This window comes from Nocardiopsis endophytica (assembly GCF_027706725.1).
Taxonomy (GTDB): Bacteria; Actinomycetota; Actinomycetes; order Streptosporangiales; family Streptosporangiaceae; genus Nocardiopsis_A; species Nocardiopsis_A endophytica.
Map to the genome: position 1 here is coordinate 34123 of NZ_JAQFWQ010000026.1, position 21797 is coordinate 55919.

At 73.8% G+C, this 21797-nt stretch carries 15 protein-coding genes and 1 tRNA gene; 11 read left to right on the plus strand and 5 right to left on the minus strand.

Features of this window, described 5'->3' with window-relative positions:
• Window positions 1–260 precede the first annotated feature (260 nt).
• Complete coding sequence (gene mfd / locus O4J56_RS11445) at window positions 261–3833, minus strand: transcription-repair coupling factor (protein WP_270685702.1); 3573 nt, start codon at window positions 3831–3833, stop codon at window positions 261–263.
• A gap of 334 nt (window positions 3834–4167) precedes the next feature.
• Between mfd and cysC the strand changes: the two genes are divergently transcribed.
• Together cysC and mazG are read left to right on the plus strand one after the other, a co-directional pair.
• Window positions 4168–5682 (plus strand): adenylyl-sulfate kinase, encoded by a 1515-nt coding sequence (gene cysC / locus O4J56_RS11450; RefSeq protein WP_270685703.1) that lies wholly within the window; start codon window positions 4168–4170, stop codon window positions 5680–5682.
• A gap of 19 nt (window positions 5683–5701) precedes the next feature.
• Window positions 5702–6451 (plus strand): nucleoside triphosphate pyrophosphohydrolase, encoded by a 750-nt coding sequence (gene mazG / locus O4J56_RS11455; RefSeq protein WP_270685704.1) that lies wholly within the window; start codon window positions 5702–5704, stop codon window positions 6449–6451.
• Here the strand turns inward: mazG and O4J56_RS11460 are convergent.
• Together O4J56_RS11460 and O4J56_RS11465 are read right to left on the minus strand one after the other, a co-directional pair.
• Window positions 6417–7868, minus strand: coding sequence for an FtsW/RodA/SpoVE family cell cycle protein (locus tag O4J56_RS11460; RefSeq protein ID WP_408639106.1), 1452 nt, complete (start codon window positions 7866–7868; stop codon window positions 6417–6419). The two genes, mazG and O4J56_RS11460, sit on opposite strands and share 35 nt — an antisense overlap.
• Window positions 7869–7990: 122 nt before the next feature.
• Window positions 7991–9217, minus strand: coding sequence for an FAD-dependent monooxygenase (locus O4J56_RS11465; RefSeq protein ID WP_270685705.1), 1227 nt, complete (start codon window positions 9215–9217; stop codon window positions 7991–7993).
• A 256-nt stretch (window positions 9218–9473) separates the two neighbouring features.
• Here O4J56_RS11465 and O4J56_RS11470 point away from each other — a divergent pair, with 256 nt between their 5' ends.
• A complete protein-coding gene (locus O4J56_RS11470; RefSeq protein WP_270685706.1) occupies window positions 9474–10043 on the plus strand; it encodes a TetR/AcrR family transcriptional regulator in 570 nt (189 codons plus the stop codon).
• Window positions 10044–10116: 73 nt separating this feature from the next.
• On the opposite strand, the gene O4J56_RS11475 is transcribed toward O4J56_RS11470, so the two are convergent.
• Window positions 10117–11022, minus strand: coding sequence for a sulfite exporter TauE/SafE family protein (locus tag O4J56_RS11475; protein WP_270685707.1), 906 nt, complete (start codon window positions 11020–11022; stop codon window positions 10117–10119).
• A 240-nt stretch (window positions 11023–11262) separates the two neighbouring features.
• Here O4J56_RS11475 and eno point away from each other — a divergent pair, with 240 nt between their 5' ends.
• The 6 genes from eno (at window position 11263) to O4J56_RS11505 (ending at window position 17066) form a co-directional block, all read left to right on the plus strand.
• Window positions 11263–12546 carry a phosphopyruvate hydratase gene (gene eno, locus O4J56_RS11480; RefSeq protein WP_270685708.1) on the plus strand — a complete coding sequence of 428 codons (1284 nt, stop codon included), beginning with the start codon at window positions 11263–11265 and terminating at the stop codon, window positions 12544–12546.
• Between the two features lie 11 nt (window positions 12547–12557).
• Window positions 12558–13385 carry an FtsB family cell division protein gene (locus O4J56_RS11485; RefSeq protein ID WP_270685709.1) on the plus strand — a complete coding sequence of 276 codons (828 nt, stop codon included), beginning with the start codon at window positions 12558–12560 and terminating at the stop codon, window positions 13383–13385.
• Window positions 13386–13504: 119 nt separating this feature from the next.
• A complete protein-coding gene (locus O4J56_RS11490; protein WP_270685710.1) occupies window positions 13505–14116 on the plus strand; it encodes a DUF501 domain-containing protein in 612 nt (203 codons plus the stop codon).
• On the plus strand, window positions 14113–15129 hold the full coding sequence (locus O4J56_RS11495; RefSeq protein WP_270685711.1) for a Ppx/GppA phosphatase family protein: 1017 nt from the start codon (window positions 14113–14115) through the stop codon (window positions 15127–15129). Before O4J56_RS11490 ends, O4J56_RS11495 begins: the two co-directional genes overlap by 4 nt.
• 343 nt (window positions 15130–15472) lie before the next feature.
• Window positions 15473–16855 (plus strand): NAD(P)/FAD-dependent oxidoreductase, encoded by a 1383-nt coding sequence (locus tag O4J56_RS11500; protein ID WP_270685712.1) that lies wholly within the window; start codon window positions 15473–15475, stop codon window positions 16853–16855.
• Window positions 16856–16992: 137 nt separating this feature from the next.
• A tRNA-Leu gene (locus tag O4J56_RS11505) sits at window positions 16993–17066 on the plus strand.
• Window positions 17067–17083: 17 nt separating this feature from the next.
• Here the strand turns inward: O4J56_RS11505 and O4J56_RS11510 are convergent.
• The gene (locus O4J56_RS11510; protein ID WP_408639107.1) at window positions 17084–18850 is read right to left on the minus strand and encodes a PucR family transcriptional regulator; all 1767 of its coding nucleotides are present in this window, start codon (window positions 18848–18850) and stop codon (window positions 17084–17086) included.
• Window positions 18851–18985: 135 nt separating this feature from the next.
• On the opposite strand from O4J56_RS11510, the gene pruA reads away from it, so the two are divergent.
• Both pruA and O4J56_RS11520 read left to right on the plus strand, forming a co-directional pair.
• Window positions 18986–20611: an L-glutamate gamma-semialdehyde dehydrogenase gene (gene pruA / locus O4J56_RS11515; protein ID WP_270685714.1), complete on the plus strand. Its 1626-nt coding sequence runs from the start codon at window positions 18986–18988 to the stop codon at window positions 20609–20611.
• 134 nt (window positions 20612–20745) lie between these two features.
• Complete coding sequence (locus O4J56_RS11520; RefSeq protein WP_270685715.1) at window positions 20746–21672, plus strand: proline dehydrogenase family protein; 927 nt, start codon at window positions 20746–20748, stop codon at window positions 21670–21672.
• Window positions 21673–21797: the final 125 nt, after the last annotated feature.

Below are 21797 nucleotides of genomic sequence, written 5' to 3' on the forward strand. Positions count from 1 at the left end.
CTGGTCCTTCCTTGACTACCACTAGTGGTGAATTTTCGAATACCTAGAGTAGTCGTTTTCGGGCCCAGGGGAGGGGAGCTCCGCACGTGATTCGAGGACAACCGAAACGGGCGGCCCTCGTGGCGTGTCCCGGAATGGACCGCGGGACGGCCCGGGGACCCCTCTACAGGACGCCGAAGGGCCGCCGCGGACGTCCGCGGCGGCCCAGGAGCACCGGGTGGGCCCGGCCTGCCCGGCTCTGGCCTGCCGGGCCCACCCGGTCAGCCGGCCGGCTCCTTGGCGGCCACCGGCTGGAACAGCGCCTTGACCAGCTCGGCGCACCACTCCAGCAGCTCCAGGTCCTTCAGCGGACGGCCGCCCAGCCCCCCGGACTTGGGCACCGGGACCAGCAGGGTGTCCGTGGCCTCCTTGAACACCGCCTTGGGGTACAGGCGCCGCATCCGCAGCATCTGCGACTCGCGCATCCGCGCGGGCGCGAACCGGATCTGGGACCCCTGCAGCACCACGTCGGTCAGCCCCGCCGCCTTGGCCAGCACCCGGAACCGCGCCACCTGCAGCAGGTTCTCCACCGGCTCCGGCGGCGTCCCGTACCGGTCCACCAGCTCCTCGCGGGCGGCGGCGATGTCCTCCTCGCCCGCGACCCCCGCGATCCGCTTGTAGGCCTGCAGCCGCAGCCGCTCGCCCGGGATGTAGTCGTGCGGGATGTGCGCGTTGACCGGCAGCTCGACCTTGGTCTCGACCTCCTCGGCCGCCCCGTCGCCCTTCAGCTCGCGCACGGCCTCGCCCACCATGCGCACGTACAGGTCGAAGCCCACCCCGGCGATGCTGCCGGACTGCTCGGCCCCCAGGATGTTCCCGGCCCCGCGGATCTCCAGGTCCTTCATGGCCACGTACATCCCGGCGCCGGTCTCGGTGTGCTGGGCCACCGTGGACAGCCGCTCGTAGGCCGTCTCGGTCAGCGGGCGCTCCGGCGGGTACAGGAAGTAGGCGTAGGCCCGCTCCCGCCCCCGGCCCACCCGGCCGCGCAGCTGGTGCAGCTGGGACAGCCCGTAGGTGTCGGCCCGGTCCACGATCAGCGTGTTGGCGTTGGGCACGTCCAGGCCCGACTCGACGATGGTGGTCGACACCAGCACGTCGAAGTTCTTCTCCCAGAAGTCCACCATGACGCGTTCGAGCTGCTGCTCGTTCATCTGCCCGTGCGCGTAGGCCACCCGCGCCTCGGGCACCAGGCGGCTCAGCGTCGCCGCCACCTTCTCGATCGACGCCACCCGGTTGTGCACGAAGAACACCTGTCCCTCGCGCATCAGCTCGCGCCGGATGGCCGCCGCGATCTGCTTCTCCTCGTAGGGCCCGACGAAGGTGAGCACCGGGTGGCGCTCCTCCGGCGGGGTGAGGATGGTGGTCATCTCCCTGATGCCGGTCAGACCCATCTCCAGGGTGCGCGGGATCGGGGTGGCCGACATGGCCAGCACGTCCACCTGGGTGCGCAGCTTCTTCAGCGCCTCCTTGTGCTCGACGCCGAAGCGCTGCTCCTCGTCGATGATGACCAGCCCCAGGTTCTTGAACCGGGTCTCGCTGGACAGCAGCCGGTGGGTGCCGATGACGATGTCGATCTCGCCGGTGCGCAGCCCCTCCCGGGCGGCGTCCACCTCGGCGTCGGTCTGGAACCGCGACAGCGGGCGGACCGTCACCGGGAACGAGGCGTACCGCTCGGTGAAGGTCGACAGGTGCTGCTGCACCAGCAGCGTGGTGGGCACCAGCACCGCCACCTGCTTGCCGTCCTGCACCGCCTTGAACGCGGCGCGCACCGCCACCTCGGTCTTGCCGTAGCCCACGTCGCCGCAGATCAGCCGGTCCATCGGGACCGACTTCTCCATGTCCTGCTTGACCTCCTCGATCGCGGCGAGCTGGTCGGGGGTCTCGGCGTAGGGGAAGGCGTCCTCCAGCTCCCGCTGCCAGGGCGTGTCCGCCCCGAACGCGTGGCCGGGCGAGGCCTGCCGCGCCGAGTACAGCCGGATCAGGTCCCCGGCGATCTCCCGGACGACCTTGCGCGCCTTGCTCTTGGTCTTGGCCCAGTCCGACCCGCCCATCTTCGACAGCGTGGGCGCCTCCCCGCCGACGTAGCGGGTGACCTCCTCCAGCTGGTCGGTGGGGACGAACAGGCGGTCGCCGGGCTGCCCGCGCTTGGACGGCGCGTACTCGATGACCAGGTAGTCGCGGGTGGCGCCCTGGATGTTGCGGCTGACCATCTCGATGTAGCGGCCCACGCCGTGCTGCTCGTGCACCACGTGGTCGCCGGACTTGAGCTGCAGCGGGTCCACCGCGCCGCGGCGGCGGCTGGGCATCTTGCGCATGTCCCGGGTGGACGCGCGCTGCCCGGCCAGGTCGGTCTCGGTGAGCACCACGGTCCGCACCGACCGCCACACGAACCCCTGCTGCAGCAGCCCGGTGGCGACGGTGGCCAGCGCGGGCTCCGGCGGCTCGGGCAGGTCGGAGCTGAGCCGGGTGCCCAGCCCGGCGCCGCGCAGCATGTCCGCCAGCCGCTCGGCCGGGCCGTGCCCCTGGGTGACCATGACGACCCGCCAGCCGTCGTGCAGCCACCCCTTCACGTCGGCCAGCGCGCGCTCGGTGTCGCCCCGGTAGGCGTCGGCGTCCGAGGCGCCCAGCGTCAGCGTGGTCTCCGCCTCCTCCTCGTCGCCGGACTCGAACGGCGACAGCGTCCACCAAGGCTGGCCCAGCTCGGCCGCCTGGGAGCGCACGTCGGAGATGGACATGTAGGCCGAGGCGCCCAGGTCGATGGGGGCCTCGCCGCCCGAGGCGGCGTTGATCCACGACGCCTGCAGGAACTCCTGACTGGTGGCCTCCAGCTCCAGCGCGCGCGTGCGGATGCGCTCGGGGTCGCAGGCGACGATCTGCGCACCGGCGGGAAGGTAGTCCAGCAGCGGCTGCATCCGCTCGGCCAGCACCGGGGCGAAGGCCTCCATGCCCTCCACGGCCACGCCCTCGGCGAGCTTGTCGAGCACGTCGGCGAGCTGGGGGTGCTCGGCGGCCAGCGCGGCGGCGCGCTCGCGCACCTCGGGGGTGAGCAGCAGCTCCCGGCACGGCGGGGCGAACAGGCCCTCCGCGGCCCGGCCGTCGCCGCCCTCGGGCAGCGACCGCTGGTCGGCCACCTGGAAGTAGCGGACCTCCTCCACCTGGTCGCCCCAGAACTCCAGGCGCAGCGGGTGCTCCTCGGTGGGCGGGAACACGTCCACGATGCCGCCGCGCACCGCCACATCGCCGCGCTTCTCCACCAGGTCGACCCGTGCGTACCCGGCGTCGACCAGGCCGGAGACGACCTCCTCCAGGTCCGCCTCGTCACCGGGGCGCACCCGCACCGGGACCAGGTCGCCGAGCCCGGCCACCAGCGGCTGCAGCACGCTGCGCACCGGCGCCACGACCACCTTCAGCGGCGCGGCCAGCGGGTCGGACGGGTCGGGGTGGGCCAGGCGGCGCAGCACCGCCAGCCGCTGGCCGACCGTGTCGGAGCGGGGGGAGAGCCGCTCGTGCGGCAGCGTCTCCCAGGCGGGGAACAGCGCCACGGAGTCCGGCGGCAGCAGCGAGCCCAGCGCCTCGGACAGGTCGGAGGCCTCGCGCTCGGTCGCGGTCACCGCCAGCACGGGCCGCCCGGCCCCGGCGGGGGCGTCCGCGGCCAGCGCGCCGACCAGGAACGGGCGCAGCGACCCGGGCGCGACCAGGTCCAGGGCGGGACCGGCCCCGGAGCGGGCGGTCTCGACGGCCCGGGTGAGCGCCGGGTCGCCGGCGACGGTGGCGAGAAGTCCAGAAAGGCTCATGGCACCAATCAGGGGCGTGTGACGACAGGTCCGGTGGCGCTGGCGGGCGCGCGGCGCTCCGCGCGGGTGCGGTGGAGGCCGGGCGGCCGTGCCGGTGCGCGGCCGCGGGGCGCCGTCGGGCGGTTCAGCGGGCTCCCCCGTGCCAAGACTACTGCCGCCCGGCGACGGAGGAGGGCGGCCCACGGGGTCCCGCAGGGGCGGGAGCGGCGCGGTCCGCACATGCCCGTCAACACCTCGGCGGCCCCCTGTGTTCCCGGCCCGGGAGCGGCGCCCCCTACGCTGTGCTGCGACGGGACACCCAGGCGCCCTCGGGCGCGGGCGAGCGGAGGTCGCAGTGCACACGGGCACCGAGAACGGGAACGGGGCGCCGGTCCACACGCCGGACCACGCCGCCCTCGCCCACTTGGAGCTGATCCTGAGCGGGTCCTACCCGCTCCCCGGGTTCATGGGCGAGGCCGAGGCGCGGGCCGCGGCCGGCGGCGCCCTGCCGGACGGCACCCCGTGGCCGATCCCGGTCACCCTGCCGGTTCCGGCCGACCTGGCCGGTGCCGAGCGGGTGGTCCTGGCCGACCCCGAGGGCGCGCCGCTGGCCGAGCTGCGGGTGAGCGGGGCGTGGGAGGCCGGGCCCGACGCGCCCGACGGTCTGGGCCCCGGCCACCGGCTGGCCGGGGAGGTGCGGCTGGCCGGGCCGCCCGCCTACGGGGCCCTGCGCCACCTGCGGCTGGCCCCCGCCGAGCTGAGGGCCCGCCGCGAGGCCCAGGGCGCCACCGGCCCGCTGCTGGCGGTGGTGGCCCGCGGTCCCCTGCACCACCGGGCGCTGGCCCGCATCCGCGACGCCGCCGACCGGATCGGGGGCGAGGCCCCCGCCGAGGTGCTGCTGCTGGTGGACGTGCCGCTGGAGTCGCAGGGGTGGGCCCCGGCGGTGCTGGCCGCCGAGCCGCTGCTGCCGCCGCGCACCTGGACCGCGGCGCTGACGCTGCCGCCCGGAAGCGACGGCGACCGGGTGGCGCCCTTCGTCGCCCGTGCCTTCGGCGCCACCCACCTGCTGGGCGACGGCGGCGCGGGGGAGGACGCCTCCCCGCTCCCGGTGGTCGACCCGGGGCGGTGGCGCTACGACACCGCCAAGGGGGCCTGGCGCCCCGCCGACGAGGTGGAGGACGGCGACGCCGCCGACGAGCCCTCCGCCGAGGAGGTGGAGGAGATGCTGGCGCGGGGCCGCACCCTGCCCGCGTGGTTCACCCCCGCGCGGGTGGCGGCGGAGCTGGCGCGGCTGCGCCCGGCCCGCACCCGCCGCGGGCTGACCGTCCTGTTCACCGGCCTGTCCGGGTCGGGCAAGTCCACCGTCGCGCGCGCGGTCGCCGAGGGGATCCGCCGCTCCGGCCGCACGCTGACGCTGCTGGACGGGGACGTGGTGCGGCGCATGCTCTCCAAGGGCCTCACCTTCTCGCGGGAGGACCGCGACATGAACGTGCGGCGGATCGGCTACGTCGCCGCCGAGATCACCCGCCACGGCGGCGTGGCCGTGTGCGCCCCGATCGCGCCGTACGCCGCCACCCGGGCCGAGGTGCGCGCCATGGTCGAGGAGAACGGCGACTTCTTCCTCGTCCACGTCGCCACCCCCCTGGAGGAGTGCGAGCGGCGGGACCGCAAGGGCCTGTACGCCAAGGCCAGAGCAGGCGAGATCCCGGCGTTCACCGGGATCTCCGACCCCTACGAGGAGCCCGCCGACGCCGACCTGGTGCTGGACACCACCGGTCAGGACCCCGCCGATTCGGCGGCCGAGGTGCTCACGGCGCTGCGCGCCGGGGGCTGGCTGCCGGGCGGTCCGGACGGCGCCGAGCAGGCCTGAGAGGAGCGCAGAGGAGCACATGGGCACCGAGTCCCCCGAAACCGGTTCCGAGGCGGCCCCTGGCGGGGGCGCGGCCCCGGGCCACCGGGTGCAGGCCCTCGTCGCGACCATGGACGAGCTGCGGCGGCGCTGCCCCTGGGACGCCGAGCAGACGCACGAGTCGCTGGCCAAGTACCTCATCGAGGAGGCCTACGAGACGCTGGAGACCATCGAGCGGGGCGAGTACGCCACCCTCCGCGAGGAGCTGGGCGACGTGCTGCTCCAGGTGGTCTTCCACGCCCGCATCGCCGAGGAGCGCGGCGAGGAGGGCTTCACGGTCGACGACGTCGCCGACGGCATCATCGACAAGCTGGTCCGCCGCCACCCGCACGTGTTCGCCGACACCCGGGTCGACGGCGCGGAGGAGGTGCGCGGCAACTGGGAGCGCATCAAGGCCGCCGAGCGGGCGGGCAAGGGCGAGCACGACGCCTCGGTGCTGGAGGGCGTGCCCTTCGCCCAGCCCGCCGCGCTGCTCGCCTACGAGCTGCAGAAGCGGGCCGTGCGCAACGGGCTGCCCGAGGACCTGGTGGACGCGGGGGAGGGGCCGGGCGCGGAGCTGTTCGCCGCCGTGGACGCCGACCGCCGCGCGGGCGGCGACCCGGAGATGGACCTGAGGACCGCCGCCCGCCGCTTCGACGCCCGGGTCCGCGCGGCCGAGGCCCGCGCCCGCGCCGACGGCCGCGACCCGCGCGCGCTCAGCGCCGGGGAGTGGCGCCGGTACTGGGACTGACGCCGTCCGTCCGGGCGGGCAGCGCGATCAGCTCGGTGGCCTCCTGCCCCGGCCCGGCCACCGGGTCGGGCGGGGGCCGCCGGCAGGCGTCGCTCACTCGCAGCCAGAGCCCGATCACCAGCCAGCTCGACACCAGCGACGAGCCGCCCGCGGCCAGGAACGGCGTGGTCATCCCGGTGAGCGGGATGAGCCGGGTGACGCCCCCGGCCACCACGAACACCTGGAACGCGAAGAGCATCGCGAACCCGGTCACCAGCAGCTTGGTGAACACCTCCCGGGCGTCCAGCGCGGTCCGCGCCGCCCGCTCGACCAGCAGCAGCAACAGCACCAGCACCGCCATCAGCCCGGTCAGGCCCAGCTTCTCGCCGATGCTCACCAGGATCAGGTCGCTGTCGGCGGCGAAGATCTCCCCGGCCCGCCCCGCGCCGAAGCCGGTGCCGGTCAGCCCGCCCTCGGCCAGCGCGTACAGGCCCTGCACGAGCTGGTAGCTGCCGCCCTGCGCGGCGTTGTACACCTCCGGGTCGAAGGCGTTGAGCCAGATGTCGACCCGCTGGCGCACGTGCGGGAAGAGCCACCAGGCGGCGGCCGCCCCTCCGGCGAACATGACCAGGCCGATGCCCACCCAGGACTTGCGCCCGGTGGCGGCGTACAGCATGGCCAAGAAGACCAGGTACAGCAGCAGCGAGGTGCCCAGGTCCTTGGTGCCCACCAGCACGAGGATGGCGAACCCCCAGGCGACGGTCATCGGCCCCAGGTGGCGCATGCGCGGCAGGCTGAACACCTTGACGCCGCGGACCGTGATCTGCCGCCCGGCCGCCGCCAGCACCTCGCGCTTCTGCCCCAGGTAGGCGGCGAGGAACACGATCAGCGGGAGCTTGGCGAACTCCGAGGGCTGCACGGTGTACCCGGACACCGCCACCCAGCGCCGCGCCCCGTACAGTTCGATGCCCAGGCCGGGCACCATCGGCAGCAGGAGCAGGACCAGGCCGCCGACCGCCAGCAGGTAGGGGTAGCGCTGCAGCCGCCGGGGGTGGGCCACCGCGAGCAGCACGGCCAGGCACCCGGCCGTCCCGATCACCGCCCACATGAGCTGGCGCCAGGCCTCGCCGTGGCCCTCCGGGCCGCCCAGGCCCCAGATCATGGTCAGCCCGGTGCCGGTGAGCAGGACGGCCAGCGGCAGCAGCAGCGGATCGGCGAAGGGGGCCAGGAAGCGCACCGCCAGGTGCGCGGCGAGGGCCGAGGCCCCGAACAGGGCGGCGTACAGCGGCAGGCGGTCGGGCACCGCGCCGGCGGTCTGCCACCCGGCGGTGCACATCCCCAGCACGAAGACGCCGAAGGCGGCGGCGAGGAGCCATGCCTCGGTACGGCGCGGCCGCGCCGCCGCTCCCGATCCGGCCGCTGCTCCGGGTCTGGCCATTCCGCCTCGCTGGGGTCCGGGCTCTCGTCACTTCCGGCGAGGGGAGCCGGACGGTATCGAACTATAGGCAGGCGGTCATGGTGTTCCCCGCAGGCGCGGCCGAAAACGGGATCATCGGGGCCTCAGCGGCCGGATGCGGCGGAGGCGGCGGAGGCCGCGGACAAGGGGTAGTCCTTCAGCGCGATCGCGTTGGCGGCCTTGCTGATCCCCCCGCTGAGCCGGTTCAGCGCGGGGACGTACGGCGCGGCGCGGACGGCGGCGTCGCGCACGAGGATCTGCACGCGGTCGCGGGGGACCAGGAACGACATGCCGTTGGTCGCGATCGCCTGGTTGCGCCGCACGAAGCCGCGCATGGCCTCCTCGTAGGCGGGGAAGGCGCGGTGGTGGTCGCCCCCGGCGGCGGCCAGCTCCCCGGCCAGCACGTAGGCCCCGACCAGCGCCAGGCTCGACCCCTGGCCGGACAGCGGGGAGGGGCAGTGGGCGGCGTCGCCGAGCAGGACCGTGCGCCCCTTCGACCAGGAGCCCGCGTGCACCTGGGCGATGGAGTCGAAGTACAGGTCGTCGGTGGCGTCGAGGGCCTCCAGGATCTCGGGGGCCTTCCAGCCCATTCCGGACAGGCGGGCGCGCAGGTACCGGCGGCGGGAGGCGGCGTCGCGCAGGCGCGAGGCGGCCTCGGTGCGCGACCGGAAGGCCACGAACGCCTGGGCGGGGCCGTCCGGGTCCCCGGCGTACAGGCCGACCGTGCGGCCGGGGTCGCTGTGCAGGACGGCCCGGTGGTCCAGGCCGAACCGGTTGGGCAGGTCGAAGATGGACACGTGCGCCTTGAGGAAGCGCAGGTACCGCTCCTCGGGGCCGAACACCAGGCGGCGCACGTTGGAGTGCAGCCCGTCGGCGGCCACGAGCAGGTCGAAGTCGCGCGGCGCCGACCGGGCGAAGGACACCCGGACGCGCTCGCCGTCGTCGTCGGCGGCGGTGACGGAGTCCCCGAAGACGTACTCGACCCCCTCCTGGGCGGCGTCGAAGACGATCCGGCTCAGGAGGGTGCGCCGGATCTCCAGGTCGTCCGGGCTGGACGCGGTCAGCTCGGTCCCGGCGGCGGCGCGGACGCGGCCGCGCGCGTCGACCAGGTCCAGGCCGCGCAGGTTGTCGGTGGCGGCGCGGAACGCCTCGGCCAGGCCCATCCGCTCGGCGACGGTGAGGGCGGCGCCGCGGACGTCCACGGCCCAGCCGCCGGTGCGCAGCCGCGGGGCGTGTTCGACGACGGTGGGGCGCAGGCCCAGACCGCGGAGCCAGAAGGCGAGGGCGGGGCCCGCGATGCCCGCGCCGGAGATGCAGACGGTGCGTGCCATGACGCACTCCTTTCGCATCGGGGCCGCACACCGCGGCCCGGTACGGACGACGCTACCCGTCAAACTAGCCGGGCGGCAAGTAACTTACCGGGCGACTAGATACTTACCGACCGGCAGGCGGGTAGGATCGCCTTCGACAACGGCGCACGGCTCTCGTCGAACCCGGCGGAACGGCCCTTGAAACCGCACCGGTAAGGGCGCTTCTCCCGGGATCGACGGAGGGGCCGCGCAGGAGGAGAGAGCGGAAGGGGCGCGCGTGCCCAGACAGCGGACCGACACCCGGGCCGAGATCCGCGAGACGGCGCTGGAGCTGTTCGCGGAGAAGGGCTACACCGCGACCAGCCTGCGGGAGATCGCCGAGGGCCTGGGCATCACCAAGGCGGCGCTGTACTACCACTTCAGGTCCAAGCAGGACCTGTTGGCCGACATGATCCGGCCCATGATCGACGACGGGGAGCGGACCGTCAGGGAGCTGGAGGAGGAGCCGGGCGTCACCGCGCGGCACGTCCTGGAGGCGTTCTACGACACGGTGCGCCGCCACGGGGCGCTGTTCCAGGCGGTCATCGCCGACACCGCGGCCCTGGGCGACCTGGGCGACGTGGTGCCCAAGCTCTTCGACTGGCGGGAGCGCCTGCTCCGCCTGATCTTCGGGGCCGATCCCACGGAGCGCCAGCGCGCGCTCGCGGTGCTGGCCGTGGGGGGCCTCCAGGACGCGGCGGTGATGGCCGGGGACGAGCTCGGCCCGGACGGTTCGGGTGACGGCGTCGACCTGCGCTCCGTCGTCGTCGAAGGCGCCCTCCGCGCCCTCGACCTCCCGGCCTCCTGACCGCCTCCCCCTCCTCGTTGATCTCGGGGAAGTCGGGCTTATGGCGTCCGTTTTTACCCCGACTTCCCCGAGATCAACGCGAGGGGGCGGGCTCCTCCGTGTGCGGGGCGGCCCGGCGCTCGGCGAAGTGCAGCCGCCAGCAGTGCGCGACGGCCGCCGCCCACGCCAGCAGGATCCCGGCGTACAGCGCGTAGGTGGGCAGCGGCGGCAGCTGTGCCCACTCGGCGCCGAGCACCACGCGGGTGTTGGTGAGCACGATGAGCCCGCCGACCATCGCCCCCAGCGGCCGTGCGGGCACCGAGCGGGCCAGCCAGGCGGCGACGGGCGCGGCCAGCAGCCCGCCCAGCAGCATGACCCCCACCCACGCGAAGTCGATACCGCCCAGGCCCAGGCCGACCGCGAAGCCGAGGCTGCCCGCCACCACCACGGCGAACTCGCCCACGCTGATCGACCCGATCACCTTGCGCGGCTCCAGGCGGCCGGTGGCCAGCAGCGCGGTCGTGCCGACCGGCCCCCAGCCCCCGCCGCCGGTGGAGTTCATGAACCCGGCCACCAGCCCGAGCGGGGCCAGGAAGACGGTGCTCAGCGGGCGCGCGCCGGTGGGGCGCGGCAGGTCCCGCAGGGTGAAGCGGAGCAGCAGGTACAGCCCCAGCGCCAGCAGGATGGTCGACATGAGCGGGCCCGCGGCGTCGGTGGACAGGCGGCTGAGCAGCAGCGCGCCCGCGAACGCGCCGACGGCGCCGGGGGCGGCGATGCGCAGCACCACGTGCCGGTCGACGTTGCCGAAGCGCCAGTGCGCGAACCCCGAGGCGAGCTGCGATCCGACCTGGGAGAGGTTGACGGTGGCCGAGGCGACGGCGGGGCTGGTGCCGATCATCAGCAGCATGGTCGTGGAGGTGACCCCGTAGCCCATGCCCAGGCTGCCGTTGATGAGCTGGGCGGCCAGTCCGACGAGTCCGAGGAGGATCAGGGTCTGCATCGCGCGCCTTCGCTGACGGTGACAGGGGCGGGGCCGCCGCGGGACGACGCGGCCTCTTTCTCCTACTTAGTTAGTGGGAATAGTAGGCACAGGGGACGGGGCGGGGCAAGGGGCGACACGCCGGGCACCGGCGTCGGGCGAGGTCGGGCCCAGGAATTCCGGGCCGCCCCCGCGCCCGCGGGCGCGGGGGGTCGCTAGGCTCGGAGGCGGTCCGCCAGTGAACGAATAAGGAGGGCGACGGTGTCGTCGATCGAGGCAGTACAGGCGCGAGAGATCCTTGACTCCCGCGGGAATCCGACGGTCGAGGTCGAGGTCCTCCTCGACGACGGGACGACGGCGCGCGCCGCGGTGCCCAGCGGCGCCTCCACCGGGCAGTTCGAGGCGGTGGAGCTGCGCGACGGGGGCGAGCGCTACGGCGGCAAGGGCGTGGAGAAGGCCGTCACGGCCGTCAACGACGAGGTCGCCGACGAGCTGCTCGGGTTCGCCCCCGAGGAGCAGCGGATGATCGACCGGGCGCTCATCGACCTGGACGGCACCCCGAACAAGTCCCGCATCGGCGCCAACGCGATCCTCGGCGCCTCCCTGGCCGTCGCGCACGCCGCCGCCGAGGCCTCGGGCCTGCCGCTCTTCCGGTACCTGGGCGGCCCCAACGCGCACGTGCTCCCGGTGCCGATGATGAACATCCTCAACGGCGGCCAGCACGCCGACAACAACGTCGACATCCAGGAGTTCATGATCGCGCCGATCGGCGCGGCGAGCTTCCGCGAGGCCGTGCGCTGGGGCGCCGAGGTCTACCACGCCCTCAAGTCGGTGCTCAAGGGCCACGGCCTGTCCACCGGCGTCGGCGACGAGGGCGGCTTCGCCCCGGACCTGGACAGCAACCGGGCCGCGCTGGACCTGATCGTCGAGGCCATCCGCAAGGCCGGGTACACCCCCGGCACCGACATCGCGCTGGCCCTGGACGTGGCCGCCTCGGAGTTCTTCGAGGACGGCGTCTACCGCTTCGAGGGCTCCGAGCGCAGCGCCGAGGACATGGCCGCCTACTACACCGAGCTGGTCGAGGCCTACCCGCTGGTCTCCATCGAGGACCCGCTGGACGAGGAGGACTGGAAGGGCTGGACCGCCCTGACCGCCTCCATCGGCGCCAAGGTGCAGCTCGTCGGCGACGACCTGTTCGTCACCAACCCCGAGCGGCTGCGGCGCGGCATCGACGACGGCGCCGCCAACTCGCTGCTGGTCAAGGTCAACCAGATCGGCACCCTGACCGAGACCCTGGACGCGGTCGCGCTGGCCCAGCGCAACGGCTACACGGCGATGATCTCGCACCGCTCCGGCGAGACCGAGGACACCACCATCGCCGACATCGCGGTGGCCACCAACGCCGGCCAGATCAAGACCGGGGCCATGGCCCGCAGCGAGCGCGTGGCCAAGTACAACCAGTTGCTGCGCATCGAGGAGGAGCTGGACGAGGCCGCGATCTACGCGGGCGCGTCGGCCTTCCCGCGCTTCAGGGCCCAGGGCTAGGCTGCCTCTCCATGCCCAAGGAGCCGGAGAAGCCGAAGCGGCCGTCCTCCGCGCGCGGCGGCGGGCCGCGGCGCGCGGAGGACGGCCGTGGGCCCCGTTCCGCCGGGGGCGCGAGCGCCCGCGGCGCCCCGACGACGGGGCCCAGGGCCTCCGGTGCCCGCGGACGGCCGGCCGACGCACCGGGCCGCCCGTCCGCGGGCAGGGATCCGTCCAAGGACGGGGCGAAGAAGGAAGGCGCGAAGAAGGCGTCCGCGAAGGGCGCCCCCGCGGGGAGCACCGCCAAGAGCGCGGCCAAAGGCACCGCCAAGAGCACCGCCAAGGGGGCCAAGACCGCCAAGGCGTCCACGGGCGGCGGCGGGACCGCCGGAAAGGCCGGGAACGGCAAGGGCGGCTCGGGCAAGGGCTCCGGCTCGGGCGGGCGCCGCGGGCTGCGCCCCGCGCTCACCAGCCGCGCCGCCATCCTCGCCCTGGTGGTGTGCGCCATCGCGCTGAGCCTGGCCTACCCGCTGCGCGAGTACGTCGCCCAGCGCTCCGAGATCGCCCAGCTCCAGGACGAGCTCGCCGAGCGCAAGGAGGGCGTCGAGGACCTGCAGGAGCGCAGGGAGCAGCTCCGGGACCCCGACCACATCGAGCGGGAGGCCCGCACCCGGCTGCACTACCAGTACCCGGGCGAGCAGGCCTACGTCGTCGTCTCCGGCGACGACCCCGAGTACGGGGAGCAGGGCGGGGAGGGTCCCGAGGACCCCTGGTTCACCAAGCTGTGGAAGTCGGTGGAGGCCGCCGACGACCCGGGCGCCGGCCGGGAGCGCATCCCCGACGCCCAGCCGCCGGGCCGCTGACCCCGAAGGCCGCCGCCCTCGCCGATGATCTCGACAGAGGTGCTGTCATCCCGCCGGTTCTGACAGCACCTTCGTCGAGATCATCGCGGGGTCCGCGCACCGGCTAACCTGAGACCGCCATGACTTCCGCAGAACACACCACCGGCGGCCCCGCCGTGCCCGGGCACGCGTCCCCTGAGCCCGACCCGTCCGGGGCCGTGTCCCCCGAGGACGTCCGGGCCGTCGAACGCCAGCTCGGCCGCGCCCCGCGGGGGCTGCGCGCCGTCGCCCACCGGTGCCCGTGCGGGCTCCCCGACGTGGTGCGCACCGCGCCCCGCCTGGAGGACGGCTCGCCCTTCCCCACGCTGTACTACCTGACCTGCCCGCGCGCGAACTCGGCGATCGGCTCCCTGGAGGGCGGCGGCGCGATGCGGCGGATGCAGGAGCGCCTGGGCGAGGAGCCCGGACTGCGCGAGGCCTACCGGTCGGCGCACGAGGCCTACATCGCCGAGCGCGACGCCCAGGCCGCCGCCGACGGCCTGGAGCCGCTGCCGCGCGGGATGCAGAGCGCAGGCGGCATGCCCGACCGCGTCAAGTGCCTGCACGCCCTGGCCGCCCACGAGCTGGCCGAGCCGGGGACCAACCCCGTCGGCCGGGAGGCGCTGGACGCCCTCCCGGACTGGTGGGAGAAGGGGCCGTGCGTGTGTGCCGGCCCGGACAGCGAGGACACCTCTGGGGGAGGCCGACCGTGACCACCGTGGCCGCCATCGACTGCGGGACCAACTCCATCCGTCTGCTCATCAGCGATGTCGCCGTGCACGACGGCGACGAGGTCGGCCTGGTCGACCTGGAGCGCCGGATGGAGATCGTGCGCCTGGGCCAGGGCGTGGACCGCACCGGCGCCTTCGCCCCCGAGGCCCTGGAGCGCACGTTCGAGGCGCTGCGCTCCTACGCCAAGCTGATGCGCGAGCACGGCGTCCCCTTCGACGCCGAGCACGTGCGCATGGTCGCCACCAGCGCCACCCGGGACGCCTCCAACCGGGAGGAGTTCATCTCCGGGGTGCGCGGGATCATCGGCGTCGAGCCCGAGGTGATCAGCGGCGAGGAGGAGGCCGAGCTCTCCTTCGTCGGCGCCACCGCCGAACTGGAGGCCGAGGGGGACGGCGGCGGGCACCCCCGCCCCTACCTGGTCGTCGACATCGGCGGCGGCTCCACCGAGTTCGTCCTGGGGTACCCGCAGGACGCCGGGGAGGCCGACGGCGTGGTGCGGGCGTCGCGGTCGGTCGACATCGGCTGCGTGCGGATGACCGAGCGCCACCTGTCCTCCGACCCGCCCACCGCCGAGCAGGTGGCCGCCGCCACCGCGGACATCGACGCGGCCCTGGGCGAGGCGGCCCAATCGGTGCCGATCGGGGAGGCGGCGACCGTGGTGTGCGTGGCCGGGACCGCGACCACCGTGGCCGGGATCGCCCTGGACCTGCCCGAGTACGACTCCGAGCGGATCCACCTGACCCGGGTCAGCGCCGAGCGCACCGGCGAGATCGCCCGCGAGCTGCTGTCCATGCCGCACGGGCGCCGCGCGGAGCTGGGCGTGATGCACCCCGGACGGGTGGACGTGATCGGCGCGGGCGCGCTGATCCTGGACCGGGTCCTGGCGCGGACCGGGGCCGAGGCCTTCTACGCGGGCGAGCACGACATCCTCGACGGCATCGTGTGGGGCCTGTGCCTGGGCGTCCCCGACCTTTCCGGGGACGCCGAGGGGTGATCCGCGCCCCTCGGGGGCGAGGGGCCCACCACCCGGGAACGGGCAGGTGAGCCGTGTCACCCGCCTGACCTGTGTGAAAGCCTTAACACCCGGCCTGACCAGGTACGACAGGCCTTACGTCGGCTTTATGATGGTCTAAACCTTTCATGGGCGGCGCTTCCCTGTCGGGAACCGCTTGTGAAAGAATGCACAAGCAGGCGGCGAGGAGGGCGAGCTCCACGCCGAGGCAACGAACGCGAACTTTCCGGTCGGAACACGACGGGGATATGCCAGTCAACGAAGACTTACCGATCTTCACTCCCCAGGCCAGGGGCGGGGAACGGGACTTTAGGGCGGATATGCGATGACCGAGAGCAGGAACTACCGGCTGGTCCACGGCGGCGGCGATGAGGCGGAGATCCCGCACATCCTCATCGTCGGCGGCGGTTACCTGGGCATGTACACCGCGCTGCGGCTGGAGAAGAAGCTCGGCGCCGGCGAGGCGCGCATCACGGTGGTCGACCCCAACTCCTACATGACCTACCAGCCCTTCCTCCCCGAAGCCGCCGCGGGCAGCATCAACCCGCGCAACGTGGTGGTGCCGCTGCGCAAGGTCTTCAAGCGCACGAAGGTGCTCACCGGCCACGTGGTCAGCATCGACCACGCCCACCGCACGGTCGGCTTCGAGCCCGAGGTCGGCGAGCCCCGCGAGATCTCCTACGACCACCTCGTCATGGCGGCCGGCGCGGTCTCGCGCACCCTGCCCATCCCCGGCCTGGCCGAGTGGGGCATCGGCATCAAGACCGTCGAAGAGGCGGCCTACCTGCGCAACCACGTGCTGGAGCAGCTCAACATCGCCGACTCCACCGAGGACGAGGCGGTCCGCCGCAAGGCGCTCAACTTCGTGTTCGTCGGCGGCGGGTTCGCCGGGGCCGAGGCCATCGCCGAGCTGGAGGACCTGGCCCGCGACGCCACCCGGATCTACCCCTCGATCAGCGTCGACGACCTGCGGTTCTACCTCATCGAGGCGGCCGACAAGATCCTGCCCGAGGTCGGGCCCGAGGTCGGCACCAAGGCGCTCAACCAGCTCAAGCGCCGCGGCGTGGACGTGCGGCTGCAGACCTTCCTGGAGTCGGCCGAGAACCAGGTCATCAAGCTCAGCGACGGCGCCGAGTTCGAGGCCGGGACGCTGGTGTGGACCGCCGGCGTCAAGCCCAACCCGGTGGTCTCGGCCAGCGACCTGCCGCTGGGCCCCAAGGGGCACATCGACACCAGCGAGTACCTGACCGTCAACGGCGTGGAGAACGCCTTCGCGGGCGGCGACAACGCCCAGGTGCCCGACGGCAAGGGCGGCTTCTACCCGCCGAACGCCCAGAACGCGGTCCGCCAGGCCCCGGTGCTGGCCGACAACGTCATCGCGGCGGTGCGCGGCAAGAGGATGACCGCCTACCGGCACGACAACCTGGGCGCGGTGGCCGGGCTCGGCCTGCACAAGGGTGCGGCCCAGCTGTTCGGCAAGGTCAAGCTGAACGGGCGGATGGCCTGGTACGCGCACCGCGCCTACCACCTGTTCGCGGTGCCCACCTTCAACCGCAAGATGCGGGTGCTGGCCGACTGGACGCTCGGCCTGTTCCTGCGGCGTGACTACGCGGCCCTGCCCGAGATGGGCGAGCCGCGCCAGGCCTTCGAGGAGGCCGCCCAGCCGCAGCCGGTCGAGAACGGCCGCCTGCTGCGCCGGGTCAGCTGACACCGGACCCGGGGCGCGCCGACACGGCCACGGCCCGCGCCCCCGCCCAGCGGCGGGGGCGCGGGCCGTTTTCGGCCGTCCGGGTACGGAAGCGGCGGGAATCCTGCGGAATCGGCCTCCACTTGTATGATGGTCGCGCCCTCGTAGCCCAATGGAAGAGGCAGGCCCCCTAAAAGGGTCACAAGTGTCGGTTCGAGTCCGACCGGGGGCACTCGCCTCCCCGCCGGCTCACCGGTCGCGCTCCATCAGGAGCTGCAGGTGGGTGAAGAGGCGCTGGTCCGGTTCGGCCAGGTCGATGCCGCTGACCGCCTCGGCCCGGCGCACCCGGTAGCGCAGCGTGTTCGGGTGGATGTGCAGGTGCTCGGCGGCGGCCCGCACGTCGCCGAAGGCCTCCAGGTAGGCCAGCAGCGAGCGGACCAGGTCCGAGTCGCTCTGCGCGTCGTGCCGCAGCAGCGCCTCCACGCGCGGGTCGCGCAGGCCCGGGTTGGCGCGCAGGTGCGCCAGGGTCTCGCCGACCAGCACCCGCGCCCGCACGTCCCCGATCGTGGCCACGTCGGCGTCCAGGTCGCGCCCCATGGCGTCGAGCACGCGGTCGGCCTCCTGCCGGGACTGGGAGATGTCGTCGGGCGACTCCACCGGGGAGCCCACCGCCGCCTGCACCCCCGACCCGATCAGCCCGCGCGCCGCCTCCACCGTCTTGCGGGCCAGCGCCAGCACCGATGCCTCGGCGGCCGCCGCCGGGGTGCGCAGGTCGGGCACCAGCACGTAGATCCGCCCGCCGAGCACGGTCACCAGGGCGTTCTTGCGGTAGGCGGCGGTGTGCACCGCGATCAGGTCGGCCATCCGGCGGCGCTGCAGCTCCAGGCCCGAGCGGTTGCGCTCGGACTTCGGGCCGCGCCCGGCGCCCAGCGAGAACGCCGCCACCAGTGCGGGCCGCTCCGGTGAGACCTCCACCGAGTCGGCCAGCGCGGCGGCCTCGATCCGGCCCTCCAGCAGCCCGGCCAGCAGGTCCTCGCGCAGCCGCAGCCCGGCCGTCACCTCGGTGCGGTGGCGCAGCATGTGCAGGGCGGTGATGCGGGCGGCCCCGAGCAGCGCCTCCTCGGCGCCCTCGGCGAAGGGCCCCGAGCCCTTCTGCACCCAGATGGTGCCCAGCGGCTGGTCCCCGGCGTGCACGCCCACCGCCATGCGCGGCCGGATGCCCAGCTCGGGGTGCTCGGCGATGTGCACCACCTCGTGCCCGGCGCGCAGCCGGGAGAACACCCCCCACTCGCGCAGCAGCGCCAGGTACTGCTCGGGGCCCTGGCGGCCGAGCACCGACAACCGCCGCAGCTCGTCGACCTCCTCGCCGCTGGAGTAGGCCAGCACCCGGCTGGCGGCGTCCTCGATCGCCACCAGGCCGCCGGTGAGCGAGGCGATGGTCTGGGCCAGCGAGAACAGGTCCCCGGCCGACTCGCCCAGGTCGGTCTCGCCGGTGAGCCGGGCGTCGTCGACCACGCTGCGGCACAGCGCCTGGAGCTGGTCCCAGCGCACGTCCGGGCGGACCGCCAGCAGCGCCACCCCGGCGTCGCGGGCGGCGCCGCGCAGCAGGCCGACCTCGTCGGCGGAGGGGCGGGCCGGGGCCGGTGCCCCCCAGCCCTGCGGGGGCGGGTAGCTGGGCTCCTCGGCCTGGGCCCGGGCGGCGGCGTTCACCTTGACGGCGACGGCGGCGGCGCCGCGCTCGGCGGCGGCGCGCACGAGCTGGCGGGCCGCCGCGCCGCGGGCGCCGATGAGCAGGACGAGGTCGCCGGCGAACGCGTCCACCTCGTCCTCGGGGTCGGCGATGACGACGTTGTCCACTTGCACATCCAGCCCGGCGGGGGCGGCGAGCACGTCGACCAGCGGGTCGCCGACCGCCAACAGGAGTTGGCGGAGGGGGACACCAGGGTTTTCTCCGGCTTTGTCTGGGTCTGGTGGCGTATGTTGCTGCTGTGGTGTTCCGTGGTCGCTGAAGTCCATGGCCCTATCAGTTTGTCGTATCGACCAAGTGTCCTCGACAAAAAGTGGCCGTGTCCACAACGCCGCACCCTGTCGGGTTCGCTTACGTTTGACCGGTTCGATGGAGTTGACGACGCTGTCCCGACGGAGGTGCCCATGGACGCGGTGACGAACGTCCCCGTGCCGGCGAACGAGCCCGTGCTGACCTACGCACCCGGCAGCCCCGAGCGGGCCGAGCTGGAGACGAGACTGGCCGAGCTCGGCAAAGAGCCGGTCGAGCTGCCGATGACCATCGACGGCGAGCGCCGCATGGGCGGCGGGTCGCGCATCGACGCGGTCCAGCCGCACCGCCACTCCGCCGTGCTGGGCACCATGGGCAACGCGACCCACGACGACGCCCGCGCCGCTGTCGCCGCCGCCAAGGGCGCCGCGCAGCAGTGGCGGGACCTGCCCTTCGACGAGCGCGCCGCGGTCATCCTCCGCGCCGCCGACCTGCTCGCCGGCCCCTGGCGCCAGACGCTCAACGCCGCCACCATGCTCGGCCAGTCCAAGACCGCGATCCAGGCCGAGATCGACGCCGCCTGCGAGCTGATCGACTTCTGGCGGTTCAACGTCGCCTACGCCCGCCAGCTCATGGAGCAGCAGCCCTACAGCCCGGCCGGGCAGTGGAACCGCCTGGAGCAGCGGCCGCTGGAGGGCTTCGTCTACGCCATCACCCCGTTCAACTTCACCGCCATCGCGGGCAACCTGCCCACGGCCCCCGCGCTGATGGGCAACACCGTCGTGTGGAAGCCCTCGCCCACCCAGCAGTTCGCCGCCGACCTGACGATGCGGCTGCTGGAGGAGGCGGGCATGCCCCCCGGCGTCATCAACATGGTCACCGGCGACGGCCTGGCCGTCTCCGACGTCGCGCTGGCCGACCCGGAGCTGGCCGGCATCCACTTCACCGGCTCCACCCGCACCTTCCAGCACCTGTGGAAGTCGGTCGGCGAGAACATCGCCAACTACCGCTCCTACCCGCGCATCGTCGGCGAGACCGGCGGCAAGGACTTCATCGTCGCCCACTCCTCGGCGAACCCGGACACCGTCCGCACCGCCATCGTCCGCGGCGCCTTCGAGTTCCAGGGCCAGAAGTGCTCGGCCGCCTCGCGCGCCTTCGTCGCCCGCTCGGTCTGGGAGCGCATGCGCGACGACCTGATCGCCGAGACCGAGGCCCTGACCATGGGCGACGTCACCGACCTGCGCAACTTCATGGGCGCGGTCATCGACCGCCGCTCCTTCGACCGCCTGTCCGCGGTGCTGGAGCGGGTCAAGGGCGACCCCACCCTGACCGTGCTGGCCGGAGGCACCGCCGACGACTCCGAGGGCTACTTCGTGCGCCCGACCGTCATCGAGGGCACCGACCCCTCCAACGACGTCTTCCGCACCGAGTACTTCGGCCCGGTCGTGGCCGTGCACGTCTACGAGGACGGCGACTACGACCGTATCCTGGAGGTCGTGGACCAGGGCTCGGACTACGCCCTGACCGGCGCCGTGATCGCCGACGACCGCGCCGCCGTGCAGAAGGCCCAGCACGCCCTGCGCTTCACCGCCGGCAACTTCTACATCAACGACAAGCCGACCGGCTCGGTCGTGGGCCAGCAGCCCTTCGGCGGCGCCCGCGCCTCCGGGACCAACGACAAGGCCGGCTCCGCGCAGAACCTGGCCCGCTGGGCCAGCCCGCGCTCCATCAAGGAGACCTTCGTTCCGCCGAAGACCTCCGCCCACCCGCACCAGGGCTGATCGGCCCGGGATCACCCCCCGGCCCCGGGCGGCGGTGCCCGGGGCGGTCAACATCGGTCCCGCGGCGCCGCCCGGTCCGGACCTCCACGCGGGGTCCGGCCCGGGCGGCCCTCGGAGGAAACGCGAGGTCATCCATGCTTCGTACGCCACTGCTGGCGGCGGCACGCTCCACCGCGTGCCGACGGCTCGTCGAGCGAACCCCCGTGACCCGGGGGCTGGTGGACCGGTTCGTCGCCGGGTCCACCCAGGAGCAGGCGCTCCCCAAGGTCGCCGAGCTCACCAGGGACCGCTACGTCACCCTCGACCACCTGGGCGAGGACACCACCGACGCGGCGCAGGCGCAGGCCACCGTCGACGCCTACACCCGGCTGCTGGCGGCCCTGGCCGAGCAGGGCCTGGCCGGGCGGGCCGAGGTGTCGGTGAAACTCTCGGCGGTCGGCCAGTTCCTTCCGGCCGACGGCGAGAAGATCGCCCTGGACAACGCGCGGGACATCTGCCGCGCGGCCGAGGCCGCGGGCACCACGATGACCCTGGACATGGAGGACCACACCACCGTGGACTCCACCCTGTCCATCCTGCGCGACCTGCGGGTGGACTTCCCCTGGGTGGGCGCGGTGCTGCAGGCGTACCTGCACCGCACCGAGGCCGACTGCCGCGACCTGAGCGGCGCGGGCTCGCGGGTGCGGATCTGCAAGGGCGCCTACGACGAGCCCGCCTCGGTCGCCTACAAGGACAAGGCCGAGGTCGACAAGGCGTACGTGCGCTGCCTGAAGATCCTGATGGCGGGGGAGGGCTACCCGATGGTGGCCTCGCACGACCCGCGCATGGTGGCGATCGCCCAGAGGCTCGCCGCCACCGCGGGCCGCTCCGATGACGACTACGAGCACCAGATGCTCTACGGCATCCGCGACAACGAGCAGGTCCGCCTGGCCGCCGAGGGCAAGCGCATGCGCGTGTACGTGCCCTACGGCGACGAGTGGTACGGCTACTTCATGCGCCGCCTGGCCGAACGCCCGGCGAACATGATGTTCTTCGCCCGCTCCCTGATCACCCGCGGCTGACCCCGCGGGAGTCCCCCCGCCCCGGCCCGCGGCCGATCCCGCAGGCCGTGGAAGGGGAGACGCCCCCTAGCACCGACCGGCCCCGAGGCCTGCCCAGGCAGCCCGGGGCCGTCGTCGTGCGAAGG

Bases quoted from the DNA above. Each gene is read 5' to 3' on its own strand.
- mfd (WP_270685702.1), bottom strand. From the start codon at position 3,833: ATGAGCCTTTCTGGACTTCTCGCCACCGTCGCCGGCGACCCGGCGCTC.
- mazG (WP_270685704.1), top strand. From the start codon at position 5,702: ATGGGCACCGAGTCCCCCGAAACCGGTTCCGAGGCGGCCCCTGGCGGG.
- O4J56_RS11460 (WP_408639106.1), bottom strand. From the start codon at position 7,868: ATGGCCAGACCCGGAGCAGCGGCCGGATCGGGAGCGGCGGCGCGGCCG.
- O4J56_RS11465 (WP_270685705.1), bottom strand. From the start codon at position 9,217: ATGGCACGCACCGTCTGCATCTCCGGCGCGGGCATCGCGGGCCCCGCC.
- O4J56_RS11475 (WP_270685707.1), bottom strand. From the start codon at position 11,022: ATGCAGACCCTGATCCTCCTCGGACTCGTCGGACTGGCCGCCCAGCTC.
- O4J56_RS11485 (WP_270685709.1), top strand. From the start codon at position 12,558: ATGCCCAAGGAGCCGGAGAAGCCGAAGCGGCCGTCCTCCGCGCGCGGC.
- O4J56_RS11490 (WP_270685710.1), top strand. From the start codon at position 13,505: ATGACTTCCGCAGAACACACCACCGGCGGCCCCGCCGTGCCCGGGCAC.
- O4J56_RS11500 (WP_270685712.1), top strand. From the start codon at position 15,473: ATGACCGAGAGCAGGAACTACCGGCTGGTCCACGGCGGCGGCGATGAG.
- O4J56_RS11510 (WP_408639107.1), bottom strand. From the start codon at position 18,850: ATGGACTTCAGCGACCACGGAACACCACAGCAGCAACATACGCCACCA.
- pruA (WP_270685714.1), top strand. From the start codon at position 18,986: ATGGACGCGGTGACGAACGTCCCCGTGCCGGCGAACGAGCCCGTGCTG.
- O4J56_RS11520 (WP_270685715.1), top strand. From the start codon at position 20,746: ATGCTTCGTACGCCACTGCTGGCGGCGGCACGCTCCACCGCGTGCCGA.